At 53.6% G+C, this 15,744-nt stretch carries 16 protein-coding genes; 11 read left to right on the top strand and 5 right to left on the bottom strand.

What is annotated here, in order from left to right:
* Positions 1–2 precede the first annotated feature (2 nt).
* Both kdpA and kdpF read right to left on the bottom strand, forming a co-directional pair.
* Positions 3–1,682, bottom strand: coding sequence for a potassium-transporting ATPase subunit KdpA (gene kdpA / locus HV243_RS17590; protein ID WP_046274707.1), 1,680 nt, complete (start codon positions 1,680–1,682; stop codon positions 3–5).
* Positions 1,682–1,771 (bottom strand): K(+)-transporting ATPase subunit F, encoded by a 90-nt coding sequence (gene kdpF / locus HV243_RS17585; protein ID WP_001670793.1) that lies wholly within the window; start codon positions 1,769–1,771, stop codon positions 1,682–1,684. The genes kdpA and kdpF overlap by 1 nt, the downstream gene beginning before the upstream one ends.
* A gap of 308 nt (positions 1,772–2,079) precedes the next feature.
* On the opposite strand from kdpF, the gene HV243_RS17580 reads away from it, so the two are divergent.
* The 3 genes from HV243_RS17580 (at position 2,080) to HV243_RS17570 (ending at position 4,905) form a co-directional block, all read left to right on the top strand.
* Positions 2,080–2,286, top strand: coding sequence for a YbfA family protein (locus HV243_RS17580; RefSeq protein ID WP_003022870.1), 207 nt, complete (start codon positions 2,080–2,082; stop codon positions 2,284–2,286).
* A gap of 124 nt (positions 2,287–2,410) precedes the next feature.
* Positions 2,411–3,829, top strand: a complete 1,419-nt coding sequence (phrB, locus tag HV243_RS17575) for a deoxyribodipyrimidine photo-lyase (protein ID WP_053388602.1) — start codon at positions 2,411–2,413, stop codon at positions 3,827–3,829.
* Positions 3,830–3,990: 161 nt separating this feature from the next.
* A complete protein-coding gene (locus HV243_RS17570) occupies positions 3,991–4,905 on the top strand; it encodes an Rpn family recombination-promoting nuclease/putative transposase (RefSeq protein ID WP_053388603.1) in 915 nt (304 codons plus the stop codon).
* 49 nt (positions 4,906–4,954) lie between these two features.
* On the opposite strand, the gene dtpD is transcribed toward HV243_RS17570, so the two are convergent.
* The gene (gene dtpD, locus HV243_RS17565; protein ID WP_016152272.1) at positions 4,955–6,436 is read right to left on the bottom strand and encodes a dipeptide permease DtpD; all 1,482 of its coding nucleotides are present in this window, start codon (positions 6,434–6,436) and stop codon (positions 4,955–4,957) included.
* A gap of 289 nt (positions 6,437–6,725) precedes the next feature.
* On the opposite strand from dtpD, the gene ybgI reads away from it, so the two are divergent.
* From ybgI to nei, 8 genes are read left to right on the top strand one after another with little or no spacing between them, the layout of a single operon-like run.
* Complete coding sequence (gene ybgI / locus HV243_RS17560; RefSeq protein WP_016152273.1) at positions 6,726–7,469, top strand: radiation resistance protein YbgI; 744 nt, start codon at positions 6,726–6,728, stop codon at positions 7,467–7,469.
* Positions 7,470–7,484: 15 nt separating this feature from the next.
* Positions 7,485–8,141 (top strand): 5-oxoprolinase subunit PxpB, encoded by a 657-nt coding sequence (gene pxpB / locus HV243_RS17555; protein WP_053388604.1) that lies wholly within the window; start codon positions 7,485–7,487, stop codon positions 8,139–8,141.
* Positions 8,135–9,067 carry a 5-oxoprolinase subunit PxpC gene (gene pxpC / locus HV243_RS17550; RefSeq protein ID WP_047497731.1) on the top strand — a complete coding sequence of 311 codons (933 nt, stop codon included), beginning with the start codon at positions 8,135–8,137 and terminating at the stop codon, positions 9,065–9,067. The genes pxpB and pxpC overlap by 7 nt, the downstream gene beginning before the upstream one ends.
* Positions 9,057–9,791: a 5-oxoprolinase subunit PxpA gene (gene pxpA, locus HV243_RS17545; RefSeq protein ID WP_053388605.1), complete on the top strand. Its 735-nt coding sequence runs from the start codon at positions 9,057–9,059 to the stop codon at positions 9,789–9,791. Before pxpC ends, pxpA begins: the two co-directional genes overlap by 11 nt.
* Positions 9,792–9,846: 55 nt before the next feature.
* Entirely contained in the window at positions 9,847–10,569 is a 723-nt protein-coding gene (locus HV243_RS17540; RefSeq protein ID WP_003831395.1) for a DUF969 domain-containing protein, read from the top strand.
* Positions 10,566–11,561: a DUF979 domain-containing protein gene (locus HV243_RS17535; RefSeq protein ID WP_016152277.1), complete on the top strand. Its 996-nt coding sequence runs from the start codon at positions 10,566–10,568 to the stop codon at positions 11,559–11,561. Before HV243_RS17540 ends, HV243_RS17535 begins: the two co-directional genes overlap by 4 nt.
* A gap of 9 nt (positions 11,562–11,570) precedes the next feature.
* Positions 11,571–12,215 carry a pyroglutamyl-peptidase I gene (gene pcp, locus HV243_RS17530; RefSeq protein WP_019076289.1) on the top strand — a complete coding sequence of 215 codons (645 nt, stop codon included), beginning with the start codon at positions 11,571–11,573 and terminating at the stop codon, positions 12,213–12,215.
* Positions 12,216–12,229: 14 nt separating this feature from the next.
* The gene (gene nei, locus HV243_RS17525; RefSeq protein WP_053388606.1) at positions 12,230–13,021 is read left to right on the top strand and encodes an endonuclease VIII; all 792 of its coding nucleotides are present in this window, start codon (positions 12,230–12,232) and stop codon (positions 13,019–13,021) included.
* Here the strand turns inward: nei and HV243_RS17520 are convergent.
* Together HV243_RS17520 and HV243_RS17515 are read right to left on the bottom strand one after the other, a co-directional pair.
* Positions 13,018–14,064 carry an AbrB family transcriptional regulator gene (locus tag HV243_RS17520; RefSeq protein ID WP_049042908.1) on the bottom strand — a complete coding sequence of 349 codons (1,047 nt, stop codon included), beginning with the start codon at positions 14,062–14,064 and terminating at the stop codon, positions 13,018–13,020. The genes nei and HV243_RS17520 overlap by 4 nt on opposite strands.
* Positions 14,065–14,237: 173 nt before the next feature.
* Positions 14,238–15,521, bottom strand: a complete 1,284-nt coding sequence (locus HV243_RS17515) for a citrate synthase (protein WP_053388607.1) — start codon at positions 15,519–15,521, stop codon at positions 14,238–14,240.
* Between the last annotated feature and the right edge of the window lie 223 nt (positions 15,522–15,744).

Here is a 15,744-nt window from a genome sequence, read left to right as displayed (position 1 = left end):
ACTCAGTGTAATGACAGGTATTCTGCGACCGGGCCAAGCGCCAGGGCAGGAACAAAGGTGAGAGCGCCAACCAGTAACACCGTACCGATTAACAACCCGACAAACAGCGCGCCGTGGGTAGGTAGCGTGCCTGGGCTTGCTGGCTGGATCTTTTTACTGACCAGCGACCCGGCAATAGCCATCACGGGGATGATCACGCCGAAGCGACCGAAGAACATGCACAGGGCCAGCAGGCAGTTCCAGAACGGGCTATTGGCGCTTAATCCGGCAAAGGCGCTACCGTTGTTGTTCGAGGCAGACGACACGGCATACAGGACTTCACTAAAGCCGTGAGGACCTGGATTAAGCATGGCGCTGCGCCCGGCATCGCTCATCATGGCGATCGCTGTCCCGAGAAGGACCAGCGTAGGGGTGACCAGAATCGCCAGCGCGGTCATTTTCATTTCGCGCACGTCGATTTTCTTACCCAGATACTCCGGCGTACGGCCAATCATTAACCCGGCGATAAATACCGCCAGCAGCACGAACAGCAGCATGCCGTACAGACCTGAACCCACACCGCCGAAGACCACTTCACCAATCTGCATCAGCCACATAGGTACCATGCCGCCCAGTGCGGTAAAGGAGTCATGCATCGCATCGACAGCCCCGCAGGATGCTGCTGTGGTGACGACGGAAAAGAGACTCGTGGCCAGCACGCCAAAGCGGCTCTCCTTGCCCTCCATGTTGATATTGCTGTCGGCACCGAATGCCATCAGGTGCGGGTTGCCCTGAACTTCGGCCCACATCACGACGGCAACGCAGACTGCAAAAATCAGTGACATGGCCCACAGTAAGGTCCGCCCCTGACGACGATCGCCCACTACATCACCAAAGGCAAAACACAGCGCGGTGGGAATTAAGAAAATAGCCAGCATCTGTACCAGATTGGTTAGTGCGGTTGGGTTTTCAAACGGATGCGATGAGTTAGCGTTAAAGAATCCCCCTCCGTTAGTGCCGAGCATCTTAATCGCTTCCTGTGAGGCGACTGGCCCCATTGGCAGCAGCTGTTTCACCCCTTCAAGGGTGGTGATGGGCTGATAAGGCAATATGTTTTGCAACGTACCTTGCTGAATGAAGAACAGGGCAATGAGCAACGCAATAGGGACGAGGATCCACAGCGTAATGCGAACCAGATCGACCCAAGCGTTGCCCAGCGTGTTCATACTCTGGCGTGTGAAAGCGCGGGTCAGGGCAAAAATCACCGCAATTCCGGTCGCCGCAGACAGGAAATTCTGCACAGTCAATCCAGCCATCTGGCTGAAATAGCTTAAGGTGGTTTCGCCAGCATAGGATTGCCAGTTGGTATTAGTGACAAAACTCACCGCCGTGTTGAGCGCCAGATCCCACGAAAGCCCTGGCAGTTGCTGGGGATTTAGCGGCAGCAAGTTTTGCGCCATTAGCATCGAAAACAGGACCAGCAGGCCCAGCGCATTGAGAGCAAGGATAGCCAGCAGATACTGCCGCCAGTTCATCTCCTGCTGCGAGATGCCCAGACCGCGCCAGAGTAAATGCTCCGCGCCAACCAGACCCGGCAGGGGCGTATTGTTGATCAGTCGAGCCAGCCCAAATCCCAACGGTCTGGCGATGACAAATAGCACCAGCAAGAAACTGGCAATGAGTAAAAATCCTTGGGCTGCCATCAGAACGCCTCCGCATTGATCAGGGCATAGACCAGGTAACCTAATAATAAAAAGACCAGCACAATGCCGGTTATCACGCCTGCACTCACAGTGCACCTCCAGTGGCATAAATGTGATAACCAGAGCGTAGGTTTTTGCTTGCAAAGATTTCGCAAAAATCAGCGGGTGGGGTGTAAAAAAAGTATAAAAATGGCAAAAACCATTATTTAACTAATGGTTAGTATTAATTTAACCTTTATGTAACTTAATTACGGTTTTATGCTAAACGGAGCATCAATAGATAAAAATAAGTGGTCGGATGAGTAGCAAAATTACACACAAGGCGGTATTATTTTCATCAGTTAACCAAATTTATTTTTCCGGTGCTATTCACCGAACAGATATATGGGAGAGGATTATGGACTTTTATAAAGAATATCCAGCACACATTGTTTTCTTGCGCCGTACCTTTGCCGTAGTGGCGGGCGTGCTGGCGCTACCGGTCATGCTGTTCTGGAAAGACCGCGCTCGTTTTTACAGCTACCTGCACCGCGTCTGGTCTAAAACCAGTGATAAACCGGTGTGGATGGAGCAGGCTGAAAAAGCCACCTGCGATTTCTACTAAGTTATCGTTCTTGCTCAAGAAAACCGCTCACAGTAATGTGGCGGTTTTTTTTATGCGCCGACGTCTACACTTGTCGGTGTAATAGATAACGAGTGGCAATGATTAATTTATATCCGGGAGTATTATGACCACCCATCTGGTCTGGTTTCGACGTGATTTACGTCTGCATGACAACCTCGCGCTGGCGGCGGCTTGTCGGGATCGTACTGCGCAGGTCATCGCGCTATATATCTCTACTCCTGAGCAGTGGAAGGCGCACGAAATGGCCCCACGTCAGGCGGCATTTGTGAGTGCGCAGTTGAATGCGTTGCAGACGGCGCTGGCGGAAAAAGGCATCCCGCTTCTGTTTGATGAAGTTGCAGATTTTGCGACCAGCGTGGAAACCGTCAAAAACGTCTGCGCACAGCATAGCGTCAGCCGATTGTTTTATAACTATCAATACGAAATAAACGAACGTCAGCGTGATGTCGCCGTTGAGAAGGTACTACCCCATGTGGTGTGTGAAGGGTTTGACGACAGCGTGATCCTGCCTCCAGGGGCGGTCATGACCGGCAATCACGAGATGTATAAAGTCTTTACACCGTTTAAAAATGCCTGGCTGAAGCGGATTAAAGAGGGTGTTCCAGAATGCGTTAGTGCGCCGAAGGTGAGAGAAAGCGGCGCTCTTGACGCTCTGTTAACATCAATAACGCTGAGCTATCCGCAGCAAGATTTTGATACGCAGCGGTTTGTGGCAGAAGAAAAACTGGCTATCGCGCAATTACGCCAGTTTTGCCAGCAGGCCGCGAGAGAATATGAGCAACAGCGTGATTTCCCTGCGGTTGACGGTACCAGTCGATTATCCGCGAGCCTGGCGACAGGGGGATTGTCGCCGCGCCAGTGCCTGAATCGACTGCTCGCGGAGCAGCCGCAGGCGCTTGAAGGAGGGGAAGGCAGCGTCTGGCTGAACGAACTTATCTGGCGTGAATTTTATCGTCATCTGATGACTTACCATCCGGCGCTGTGTCGGCATCAACCGTTTATCCGTTGGACCGATCGCGTGCAATGGCAGAATAATCCGGCACATTTGCATGCCTGGCAAACAGGGAACACGGGATACCCGATTGTGGATGCGGCGATGCGTCAGCTCAACGCCACGGGCTGGATGCATAATCGATTACGCATGATTACGGCCAGTTTTTTAGTGAAAGATCTGCTGATCGACTGGCGTAAAGGCGAGCAATATTTTATGTCGCAACTGATCGATGGCGATCTGGCGGCCAATAACGGCGGCTGGCAGTGGGCGGCCTCAACCGGGACCGACGCCGCACCGTATTTCCGTATCTTTAACCCCACGACTCAGGGCGAAAAATTTGATCGCGACGGCGAGTTTATCCGCCAGTGGCTGCCGGAACTGCGCGATGTGCCGGGTAAAGCCATTCATGATCCGTGGACGTGGGCTGAAAAAGCGCAGGTTACGCTTAACTATCCTCGTCCGATTGTCGATCATAAACAAGCAAGACTGGCGACGCTGGCGGCCTATGAGGCGGCGCGCAAGGGATAAGTATGTGACGGATTTCTGCGTAATGCCTTCCAGCAGAATGAACATGTTGCAGTCGGGAGCTATTAGCGCTGAAACGTGCTCTCAGTACCGTGAATACCCTGCTGCATAAGTTTTCCCTCAGCAGTAAATTTCCGTCATCTTCATTCAGATGACGGAAATTAATGACAACGCCAACGACATCCACACCGCACGATGCGGTGTTTAAAACGTTTTTACATCATCCCGAAACTGCGCGGGATTTTCTCGACATTCACCTGCCAGCTGAACTGCGGACACTTTGCGATTTGAATTCGCTGAAGCTGGAGTCAGAAAGCTTTATTGAAGCGGATTTACGTTCGCGCTACTCCGACGTGCTCTGGTCTTTGCACACACGCGACGGCGACGGTTATATCTATGTGGTTTTAGAGCATCAAAGTTCAGCCGAGCCGCATATGGCTTTTCGTCTGTTGCGTTATGCGATGGCGGCGATGCAGCGCCATCTGGACGCAGGGCATAAGGTGCTGCCGCTGGTGATACCGATGCTGTTTTATCATGGCTGCCGAAGCCCCTATCCGTACTCGTTGTGCTGGCTGGATGCCTTTGCCGACTCCGTGGCGGCAAGACAACTTTATTCCAGCGCATTTCCGTTGGTGGACATAACGGTGGTACCCGATGATGAGATCATGGCTCACAGGCGAATGGCGCTGCTGGAATTAATGCAAAAACATATCCGTCGGCGGGATTTGATGGGGCTGGTAGAGCAACTGACCACGCTGCTACTTACTGGATGCGCTAATGACACGCAATTACAAGCGATGTTTAATTACATTCTACAATCTGGCGATGAATCTCGCTTTAATGAGTTTATGCAAGAGATGACACAACGGATCCCCCAACACAAGGAGAGGCTGATGACTATTGCAGAGCGGTTACGGTTAGATGGATTACAGGAAGGACTACAACAAGGACTACAACAAGGAAAACAAGAAGCGGCATTGCGTATAGCGCAAACCATGTTGGAGCAGGGAATAGAACGCGAAATGGTAAAACTGGTGACCGGTGTTTCAGAAGCGGATTTGGCTGTAAACCATGCATAATCTCCAGAAAAACAGGCCCGAATCTTATTACATCATCGGGCCTGTAAACTCAGGACTCTACCGCCAGCGGACGATTTCTGAACTTTAACGACTGGTACAGCCAAATCAGCAGTACCAGCACCACACAGGCCAGCGCGCCCCAGGTTATTTCGCTAAAGACATCAATATATGCATTGATGGAATAGTTGATAGCGCCCGCCGAGTCAAACGAACCTTGTGAGGTCTGATCGGCGATAACGCCGGCCAGGTAGTTGGCGATGGCTCCGGAAAGCAGCATGTAAATACCCGTTAATACGCCGGTCACTCCTGGGATCTCGATACGTGTAATCTGAGACATAGCCACCGGATCGATAAACAGCTCGGCAAAGCCCATGACCGCCAGCCCCAATACCATCAGCGGCATGGAAGAGTGACCGTAAGCCGCAGACCAGCGGGCGCTCAAGGTTAGAATACAGAATCCGGCGCTCATTAAACCGAGGCCAAGGGCAAATTTACCCCAGATACGGACGGTACGATTACCGCTAACGCTTTCTTTGACCACCCAGGCCAGCACGATACCGCACAGCATAACGGCAAAGGCGTTAACCGATTGGAACATCGCGGTAGGGACGGAATATCCCAGAATATCTCGGTTAACGAAGCGGTCGATATACAGGCTAATCGAACTGCCGCCCTGTTGAGCAAAGGCCCAGAACAACAGACTGAAGAAGGTCAGCGTAACGATAAGCCCCAGTTCTTTACGCTGTTTCTGGGTCTGCGCCTGGCGGTAAATCTTCGCCAGAACCGCCAGACCAATAACAGTAGCAACGATCAGTGCGTAAACGGACCACTCTTTCCAGAACAGAACGGTAATCAGCAGCGGTGCTGCAACCAGCAGAACTAATAACCAGGCCCAGTTTGGCAGCATATATTTTTTCGCACACAAGACGGCCTTGTTGACGCCGGTGGTATGGGCGAAATGGCGATTACCGCATACGAAAATCACCAGCCCCGCCAGCATGCCAATCGCCGCCAGCGCAAAGCCCATCGCCCAGCTGTACTCTTCCTGCACGTAGCCGCAGGCAATGGGCGCGATGATTGAACCAATATTACCGGCAGCGTAGAGCAGAGAGAATCCACCGTCACGGCGAGGGTCTTCAGGCTGATACAACTCGCCCAACAGGCAACTGATGTTGGATTTAAACAGACCGTAGCCACAGACAATAATCGCCAGCGACAAATAAAGGAACGCCGGGGCCATTTCGCTGGCGCCCAATACCAGATGCCCCACTGCCATTAAAAATGCGCCGATCATCACCGCCATTCGATTGCCGAGCACTTTATCGGCCAGGTATCCCCCAAGAATGGGCGTGACGTAGACCAGCGAGCAGTAGGCGCTGAACAGTTCATATGCGTGATTATCGTCGTACTTAAGCTGGTTAGTGAGATACAGGATCAGCAATGCACGCATGCCGTAAAAACTGAAGTATTCCCAAATTTGTAGCGCAACGACGTAATAAATCGCCCGTGGTTGAGATGCTTGTTTATTCATTCTTTTCTCGAAGTAAATGCCTCGCAACAGGCTGAACGTGCTGCGCGAGTGTGTTTCCTTAAAGTTTTAACTTTGATACAGATCTGATTATTTTTGCAATATGCTGTCTGATTGCATAAATATACATGAATTAGATTGCGTGGGGGTAAGCAAATTGCGTTCAAATCGGGTGTGATTGTTTCTTGATGTGTCAGTGAAATGTCTATCGACGAACGCAAGCGGGAACGCTATTTTAACCTAAGCTGTGTTGCTGATTGGGCAGGCAGAATTTATGACTACGAGGACGATGATGAAAAACACCGAACTGGAACAACTGATCAACGACAAACTGAACAGCGCCGCCATTAGCGACTATGCGCCGAATGGTTTGCAGGTTGAGGGCAAAGAGACGGTGCATAAGATCGTGACCGGCGTGACCGCAAGTCAGGCGTTACTGGACGAGGCGGTACGTCTGCAGGCGGATGCGGTCATCGTTCATCACGGTTATTTCTGGAAAGGCGAATCTCCGGTTATTCGCGGTATGAAGCGCCATCGTCTGAAAACGCTGTTGGAAAATGATATCAACCTGTATGGCTGGCACCTGCCGCTGGATGCTCACCCGGAACTGGGTAATAACGCGCAGCTGGCAGCGCTGTTGGGGATCACCGTCATGGGTGAAATCGAGCCGCTGGTGCCATGGGGAGAACTCTCCATGCCGGTTCCGGGGCTGGAGCTGGCATCGTGGATTGAAGCGCGTTTAGGCCGTAAACCGTTATGGTGCGGTGATACCGGGCCGGAAAAAGTTCAGCGCGTCGCCTGGTGTACAGGGGGCGGTCAGAGTTTCATTGATAGCGCAGCCCGGTTTGGTGTCGATGCCTTTATCACCGGTGAAGTTTCAGAGCAAACCATTCACTCAGCCCGCGAGCAAGGGTTGCATTTTTATGCTGCTGGTCACCATGCGACCGAACGCGGCGGCATTCGCGCATTAAGCGAATGGCTGAATGAAAATACCGATCTGGACGTAACCTTTATCGATATTCCTAATCCAGCGTAATAAAGAGGGACGAAAGTGCAGCGAGCGCGTTGTTATCTGTTAGGTGAAAGTGCGGTGGTTCTTGAGCTGGAACCTCCCATTACGCTGGCGACTCAGAAACGCATCTGGCGTCTGGCCCAGCGTCTGGTTGATGCCCCGAATGTGCTGGAAGCTATTCCGGGAATGAACAATATCACGGTTACCCTGCGCGACCCGAAAACGCTGGCGCTGGATGCGATTGAACGCCTGCAGCGCTGGTGGGAAGAGAGTGAGGCGCTGGAGCCGGACTCGCGCTTTATTGAAATTCCCGTGACCTATGGCGGTGAGTTCGGCCCCGATCTGGCTGAGGTCGCCCGGCACAGTGGATTAAGCGACAAGCAGGTCGTCGAACTTCATGCGTCGGTTGATTATGTGGTGTGGTTTATCGGTTTTCAGCCGGGATTTCCCTATCTCGGGAGCTTACCTGAATCGCTCCATACTCCGAGGCGTGCGGAACCGCGTCTGCTTGTTCCGGCAGGTTCTGTGGGTATTGGCGGATCCCAAACGGGGGTCTATCCGCTTTCCACGCCAGGTGGATGGCAATTGATTGGCCGTACCTCCGTTGCGTTATTTGATCCAAAACGGCAGGAGCCGATTCTGTTACGGGCTGGCGATACCGTGCGTTTTGTCCCGCAGAAGGAGGGGATATGTTAAACATCATTCGCGCTGGCATGTACACCTCAGTACAGGACGGGGGACGCCATAGTTTTCGTCAATCCGGAATCAGTCACTGTGGCGCGCTGGATAAACCGGCGCTGAACGTTGCTAATCTGCTGGTGGGTAATGATGCGAATGCCGCTGCGCTGGAAATCACACTGGGGCAACTGGTGGTGGAATTTGAAACCGATGGCTGGTTTGCCCTGACCGGAGCGGGATGTGAAGCGCACCTGGATCGTACTCCCGTATGGAGCGGATGGCGGCTGCCGGTGAAAGCCGGGCAGCGTCTGACGCTAAAACGTCCACATCACGGCATGCGCAGCTATCTGGCGGTAGCGGGCGGTTTTGATGTGCCCGAAGTAATGGGGTCGCGCAGTACCGATCTCAAAGTCGGAATTGGCGGGCTGGAAGGGCGTCTGCTGCGCGATGGCGATCGGCTGCCAATTGGCGCATCGACCCGGCAATTCAGCGGGCCGCAGGGCGTAAAACAGCTGATGTGGGGCAACCATATTCGTGCGCTCCCTGGGCCTGAATACCAGGAGTTTGACGAAGTATCGCAGGCTTCTTTCTGGCGCTCCCCGTGGCAACTGAGTCCGCAAAGCAACCGTATGGGGTATCGCTTGCAGGGGCAGTCGCTGACGCGCACGACCGATCGCGAGCTATTGTCGCATGGTTTGCTCCCTGGCGTAGTGCAGGTTCCGCATAATGGTCAGCCCATCGTGCTGATGAACGATGCTCAGACGACGGGCGGCTATCCGCGTATCGCCTGTATCATCGAAGCAGATATGTATCATCTGGCGCAGATCCCGCTCGGCCAGCCGATTCATTTTGTGCAGTGTTCGCTGGAGGAAGCGCTTAAGGCGCGCCAGGATCGGCAGCGTTATCTGGAACAGTTAACATGGCGACTTAACAATGAAAATTGATCTCAACGCAGACCTCGGTGAGGGATGCCCTAACGATGCAGCGCTGCTGCAACTGGTGTCATCAGCCAACATCGCCTGTGGGTTTCACGCCGGTGATGCGCAGACGATGCTTTTAAGCGTGCGCGAAGCGCTAAAAAATGGCGTAGCGATAGGCGCGCATCCGAGTTTTCCGGATCGGGAAAATTTTGGCCGTAGCGCCATGACCCTGCCTGTGGAAACGGTGTATGCGCAGACGCTGTATCAAATTGGTGCGCTGGCTGCCATCACGCGTGCGCAGGGCGGCGTAATGCGTCATGTTAAACCGCACGGTATGCTTTATAACCAGGCGGCGAAAGATCCTCAGTTGGCGGATGCTATTGCTCAAGCGGTGTATGCCTGCGATCCGTCGCTGGTTCTGGTAGGGCTGGCGGGAAGCGAACTGATTCGTGCCGGAGAACGCTATGGTCTGGTAACACGTCAGGAGGTTTTTGCCGATCGGGGTTATCAGGCGGATGGCAGTCTGGTGCCGCGCAGCCAGCCGGGCGCATTGATTGAGGATGAAGAGCAGGCGCTGGCGCAAACGCTAGAAATGGTGCAATCCGGCAGAGTAAAAAGCCAGAGTGGAACGTGGGCGAGCGTGACAGCCCAGACGGTATGCATTCACGGGGATGGTGAGCACGCACTCGCTTTTGCCCGTCGCTTGCGAGCCGCATTCAATGCATGCAATATTCAAATTAGCGCATAAATTTATTCATACAAAACAATAATATATTACACAACAACATATACAGGACTGAATTATGGGAGAGGTAATTTCTCTCTGGCCATTGACGGGGATCGCCGTCATCGTGGTCGGATTTCTTTTACGTTTTAACCCGGTATTGGTGGTCATTATTGCCGGGATCGTCACGGGGCTGGCGGCGCATATGCCGATCGCCACTATCCTTGAGAAGCTGGGTGAAGGTTTTCTTAACACCCGCAACCTGCCATTTATCCTGCTGATCCCGCTGGCGGTTATTGGCCTGCTGGAACGCCACGGACTCAAAGAGCGTGCTCAGGCGTGGATTGCAAAAATCCGCAGCGCCACCAGTGGCCGTCTGCTTATTGTCTATCTGTTCATTCGCGAAGCGACCGCTGCGTTAGGGTTGACCAGTCTGGGGGGACATCCGCAGATGGTGCGTCCGCTGCTGGCGCCGATGGCGGAAGGAGCCGCAGAGAAAAATCACGGCGAGATACCTGGGGCGGTACGCTATCGTCTGCGCGCCATGTCAGCTGCGACCGATAACGTCGGACTGTTCTTCGGTGAAGATATCTTTGTTGCCTTCGGCGCCATCATTTTTATGCACAACTTTATGCTGGAGTCTGGTGGGATCCAGACCGAACCGCTGCATATTGCCTTGTGGGGGATCCCTACGGCAATTTGTGCATTCCTGATCCACGGTACGCGTCTGTGGCGTCTGGATAGCTATTTGCAACGTGAGGTGGCGAAAGCGAATGCCGCAGCGAAAGGGGAAGCGAAATGAATTTTCAACAAAGCTATCTCTACTGGCTGGCGGGAGCGGTATTACTGATTGTGGCGCTGATGTCCTGGCAGGACAAAGCGAACCCGCGTCGCTTTACCACCGGCCTGTTTTGGGGCATATACGGCGTACTGTTTCTGCTTGGCGACTGGACATACTCGCTGTTTGGCGACAAACGCACGGTGCATATTGCCGTTGGCGTTGCGGTGGTCGTGCTGGCCCTGATCGCCGGTTTTGGCGGCGTGAAGCTGGGAAGCTACCATCAACGAACGCAGCAACAGCGCGAAGAAAGCGCCAGTCGTCTGGGTAACCGCCTGTTTTTCCCGGCGCTGGCAATTCCGGTGGTAACGGTTATTGGCGTGCTGATGTTCAACCATATTCCGGGCTTACAGGATGCGCTGTTTGGGCCGGGTAATCACGCCACGCTGGTGACGCTCTTTTCCATGACCGCAGGCTCGTTGATTGGTCTGGCGATGGCGATAAAAATGACCCATGAGCGGGTTCATCAACCGATTCAGGAGGCGCGCCGTCTGCTGGACTCCATCGGCTGGGCGTTTATCCTGCCGCAGATTTTGGCCACGCTCGGGCTGTTGTTTACGGCAGCGGGCGTAGGCAGCGGTATTTCCTGGCTGACGCAAGAATACCTGGCGGTGGATAGCCGCTTTATCGCAGTGGCGGTGTACACCCTCGGCATGGCATTGCTGACGATGGTCATGGGCAATGCGTTTGCCGCTTTCCCGATCGTGACCGCCGGAATTGGGATTCCGATCCTCGTGCTGCAGCACGGCGGCAATCCGGCAGTAATGGCGGCAATTGGTATGTTCTCTGGCTATTGCGGGACGTTAATGACGCCGATGGCGGCAAACTTTAACATTGTTCCTGCAGCGCTGCTGGAGCTGCCGGATAAAAACGCGGTGATTAAAGCGCAGGTGCCAACCGGCATACTGCTGTTGCTGGTCAACGTGTTCCTGATGTATTTCCTGATGTTCTTGTAAGGTGACAGGATGAAAACAGTACTCATCACGGGATTTGAACCCTTTGGCGGCGAGTCAGTTAACCCTTCCTGGGAAGTGGTCTCGGGCCTCGACAATGCTATCATCGGCGGATGCCGCGTCGTTGCCCGCCAACTGCCGTGCGTCTTTGGCGAGTCTCTTGCCGTACTCAATGGTGCGATTGACGCGCTGTCGCCATCACTGGTGCTGGCGGTGGGGCAGGCGGGTGGGCGTGCGGATGTCACCGTGGAGCGCGTGGCGATCAACGTTGACGATGCGCGTATTGCGGATAATCAGGGTCAACAGCCGGTAGATGTGCCGATTGTGGCCGATGGTCCGGCGGCGTGGTTTAGTTCGTTGCCGATCAAAGCGATGGTTGTTGCCATGCGCAACGCGGGAATTCCGGCTTCGGTTTCCCAGACCGCGGGCACTTTCGTGTGTAACCACGTGATGTATGGCCTGCTGCATAAACTACGTGACGTTCCGGCGGTAAAGGGAGGATTTATTCATATCCCTTATTTGCCGCAACAGGCTGCACAGCACCCCGGGGCGCCAAGTATGGCAGCGGACACAGTGCGCCGGGCGCTGGAAGTTGCGATTGCCACCGCGTTGCAGGTGGAGAGTGATATCGCAGTGACGGGCGGTGCAACACATTAAAAAAGGACAGTATTATGCCTGAAGGCCCGGAGATCCGCCGCGCGGCGGATAACCTGGAGGCGGCAGTCAAAGGCAAACCCCTGACCGATGTCTGGTTTGCCTTTGAGCAGCTAAAACCGTATCAATCTCAACTGATTGGGCAGAGTGTTACCCAGCTTGAAACGCGGGGTAAAGCATTGCTGACCCATTTTTCTAATGGATTGACGCTGTACAGCCACAATCAGCTCTATGGCGTGTGGCGAGTGGTGGATACCGGCAAAATACCGCAGACTTCGCGGGTACTGCGTGTCAGGTTGCAAACACACGACAAAACTATTCTGCTCTATAGCGCCTCTGATATCGACATGCTGACGCCGGAACAGCTCGCTACCCATCCGTTCCTGCAACGGGTTGGGCCGGACGTTCTGGATTTACGTTTAACGCCCGATGACGTGAAAGCGCGTCTGTTATCCCCGCGTTTTCGCAATCGCCAGTTTTCTGGCCTGCTGTTGGACCAGACGTTTCTGGCGGGATTAGGTAACTACCTGCGAGTAGAGATTCTCTGGCAGGTAGGGCTGACCGGGCAGCATAAAGCGTCGATGCTCGGAGATGAGCCGTTGGATGCGCTGGCGCATGCGCTGCTTGATATTCCTCGTTTGTCCTATAACACCCGCGGGCTGGTGGATGAGAATAAACATCACGGCGCGCTGTTTCGCTTTAAGGTCTTTCACCGGGATGGTGAAGCCTGTGAGCGCTGTGGCGGAATCATCGAAAAAACGACGCTCTCTTCACGACCCTTTTACTGGTGTCCAGGATGTCAGCACTAAGCGGGATGCTTTGGCGCGTGTAGCGAAATAAACCGCGCCACCGCCGGGCCAGTCAATAAAATACTGAATAGCCGCAGGGTTTGCATCGCCATGATCAGCGCCATATCGGCGTGACTCCCCGCGGCAATCACCGCAACAGAATCCACGCCGCCTGGACTGGTCGCCAGATAGGCGGTAAGAAAATCTATCTGCATGTAATGCGCCAGTCCCCAGGCCATAGCGGCACAGATCGCCATCAGTGAAAAAATGGACAAGAGGATTTGCGGTAAGGGGCGCAACGCCATTAAAAAGATCTGCTTGTCAAAACCCAGGCCGATTTGCCAGCCGATGGCCATATAGGCAATCGCCAGCAACCATTCCGGCAGTTCGATCACCATCACGCCACCGGCATTCAGCAATGCGCCTGCCAACATCGGTAGCAACATGACGCCAGAGGGGATACGCAATAGACGCCCGGCCGTACCGGCAACGGCGGCCAGCGCCAGGGTACTGAACAGATTGCTGCTCAGCGGCGGAAACCAGACGATTTGCTCACTGACCGTTTGGGCCTGGTCGCCCATCATCACTCGGGTGACCAGTGCCGCCGCACCAACCACCAACAGTACGCGCAGATACTGCATAAACGCCACCAGCCGGATGTCGGCACCATATTCCTGCGCCATCGCCACCATTGCCGCCGCACCGCCAGGTGACGAGCCCCATGCACCGGTGTTTCCCGGTAGGTTACTGTAGCGAACCAGCAGCCAGCCGATTACCGCGCTGCTCATAAGGGTCGCCAGCAGGATGATAATCACCATCGGCCAGTGGGCCGTAAGGGTCGTTAAGATTGAGCCAGTCAGGTTTTGGGCAATCATGCAGCCGAGAATCGCCTGCGCGCCAAGAAATGTGCAGCGGGGAGGGTGCAGTGAGATGCCGCGCATACTGAATATGATGCCGACGATCATCGAACCGAGCAGCAGCGGTCCTGGAAGGTGTATAAACAAAAAGAACAGGGAAAGAAGGAGCGATAGCAGAAACAACAGGCTCCACTGCAAAACAGGCATCCCATGCTCCTGAGTGAAATGACGGAAATCTCAGTAAATCATAGAGAAAGCATGATGAGAATAAAATAATATGCATCAAAAAAACAGGTCGGATTCTGGCTTCAATGCCTTGTCCGACCCGGGAGAATTAATGGCTGTAAGCCGGACAGGCGCTGGCGCCATCCGGCAGACAATTAACGCTTAATATCAGACTTAAAATTGCGCTTATCGTAGCCGGTGTACAGCTGACGCGGACGAGCGATTTTCATGCCGTCGGTGTGCATTTCGTTCCAGTGTGCAATCCAGCCCACGGTACGCGCCATGGCGAAGATAACGGTGAACATGGAGGACGGAATACCCATCGCCTTCAGGATGATGCCGGAGTAGAAATCTACGTTCGGGTAGAGTTTCTTCTCGATGAAGTACGGGTCGTTGAGCGCAATGTGTTCAAGTTCCATCGCCACTTCCAGCAGATCATCTTTGGTGCCCAGTTCTTTCAGTACTTCATGGCAGGTTTCACGCATGACGGTGGCGCGCGGGTCATAGTTTTTATAAACACGGTGACCAAAGCCCATCAGGCGGAAGGAATCATTCTTGTCTTTCGCGCGGCGAACAAATTCCGGAATGTGTTTAACAGAGCTGATTTCTTCCAGCATTTTCAGCGCAGCTTCGTTTGCGCCGCCGTGTGCCGGTCCCCACAGGGAAGCAATACCGGCCGCGATGCAGGCAAACGGGTTAGCGCCAGAAGAACCGGCGGTACGAACGGTAGAGGTTGAGGCGTTCTGTTCGTGGTCAGCGTGCAGGATCAAGATACGGTCCATTGCGCGTTCCAGAATCGGATTCACTTCGTATTTTTCGCACGGCGTGGAGAACATCATGTTCAGGAAGTTACCGGCGTAGGAGAGGTCATTACGCGGGTACACGAACGGCTGTCCGATGGAATATTTGTAGCACATCGCTGCCATGGTCGGCATCTTGGACAGCAGACGGAAGGCGGCGATTTCACGGTGACGCGGATTATTCACATCCAGCGAGTCGTGGTAGAACGCAGCCAGCGCCCCGGTAACACCACACATAACGGCCATCGGGTGAGAGTCGCGGCGGAAACCGTGGAACAGGCGGGTGATCTGCTCGTGGATCATGGTATGGCGAGTGACTGTGGTTTTGAACTCGTCGTACTCTTCCTGCGTCGGTTTTTCGCCGTACAGCAGGATATAACACACTTCCAGATAGTTCGACTCGGTCGCCAACTGATCAATCGGGAAGCCGCGATGCAGCAAAATACCTTCGTCACCGTCGATGAAAGTAATTTTGGATTCGCAGGATGCGGTAGAGGTGAAACCTGGGTCAAAAGTAAACATCCCTTTTGAGCCAAGACTACGAATATCAATAACATCTTGACCGAGCGTACCTTTCAGCACATCCAGTTCAATAGCAGAGTCACCATTTAGAGTGATTTTTGCTTTAGTATCAGCCATTTACGGTCTCCTTAGCGCCTTATTGCTTAAGACTGCTGGAACTCACATTTGCCTTCGTACATCAATGAACCGTTACCAGTTTGTTATTTGGCTCGCCGCTCTGCGAAAGAGGGGATAACCTGGGTACAGAGCTATGGGCGCTTGCAGGTAAAACGGTCTTTTCATGGCGAATAAACTGCAAATCAAGAACTTAGCAATCCGAATTATTAAACCTGTCTATCAC

Origin of the sequence: Citrobacter sp. RHBSTW-00599 (genome assembly GCF_013784065.1) — a bacterium.
Taxonomy (GTDB): domain Bacteria; phylum Pseudomonadota; class Gammaproteobacteria; order Enterobacterales; family Enterobacteriaceae; genus Citrobacter; species Citrobacter braakii.
This window is presented reverse-complemented; position numbering and strand designations above follow the sequence as displayed.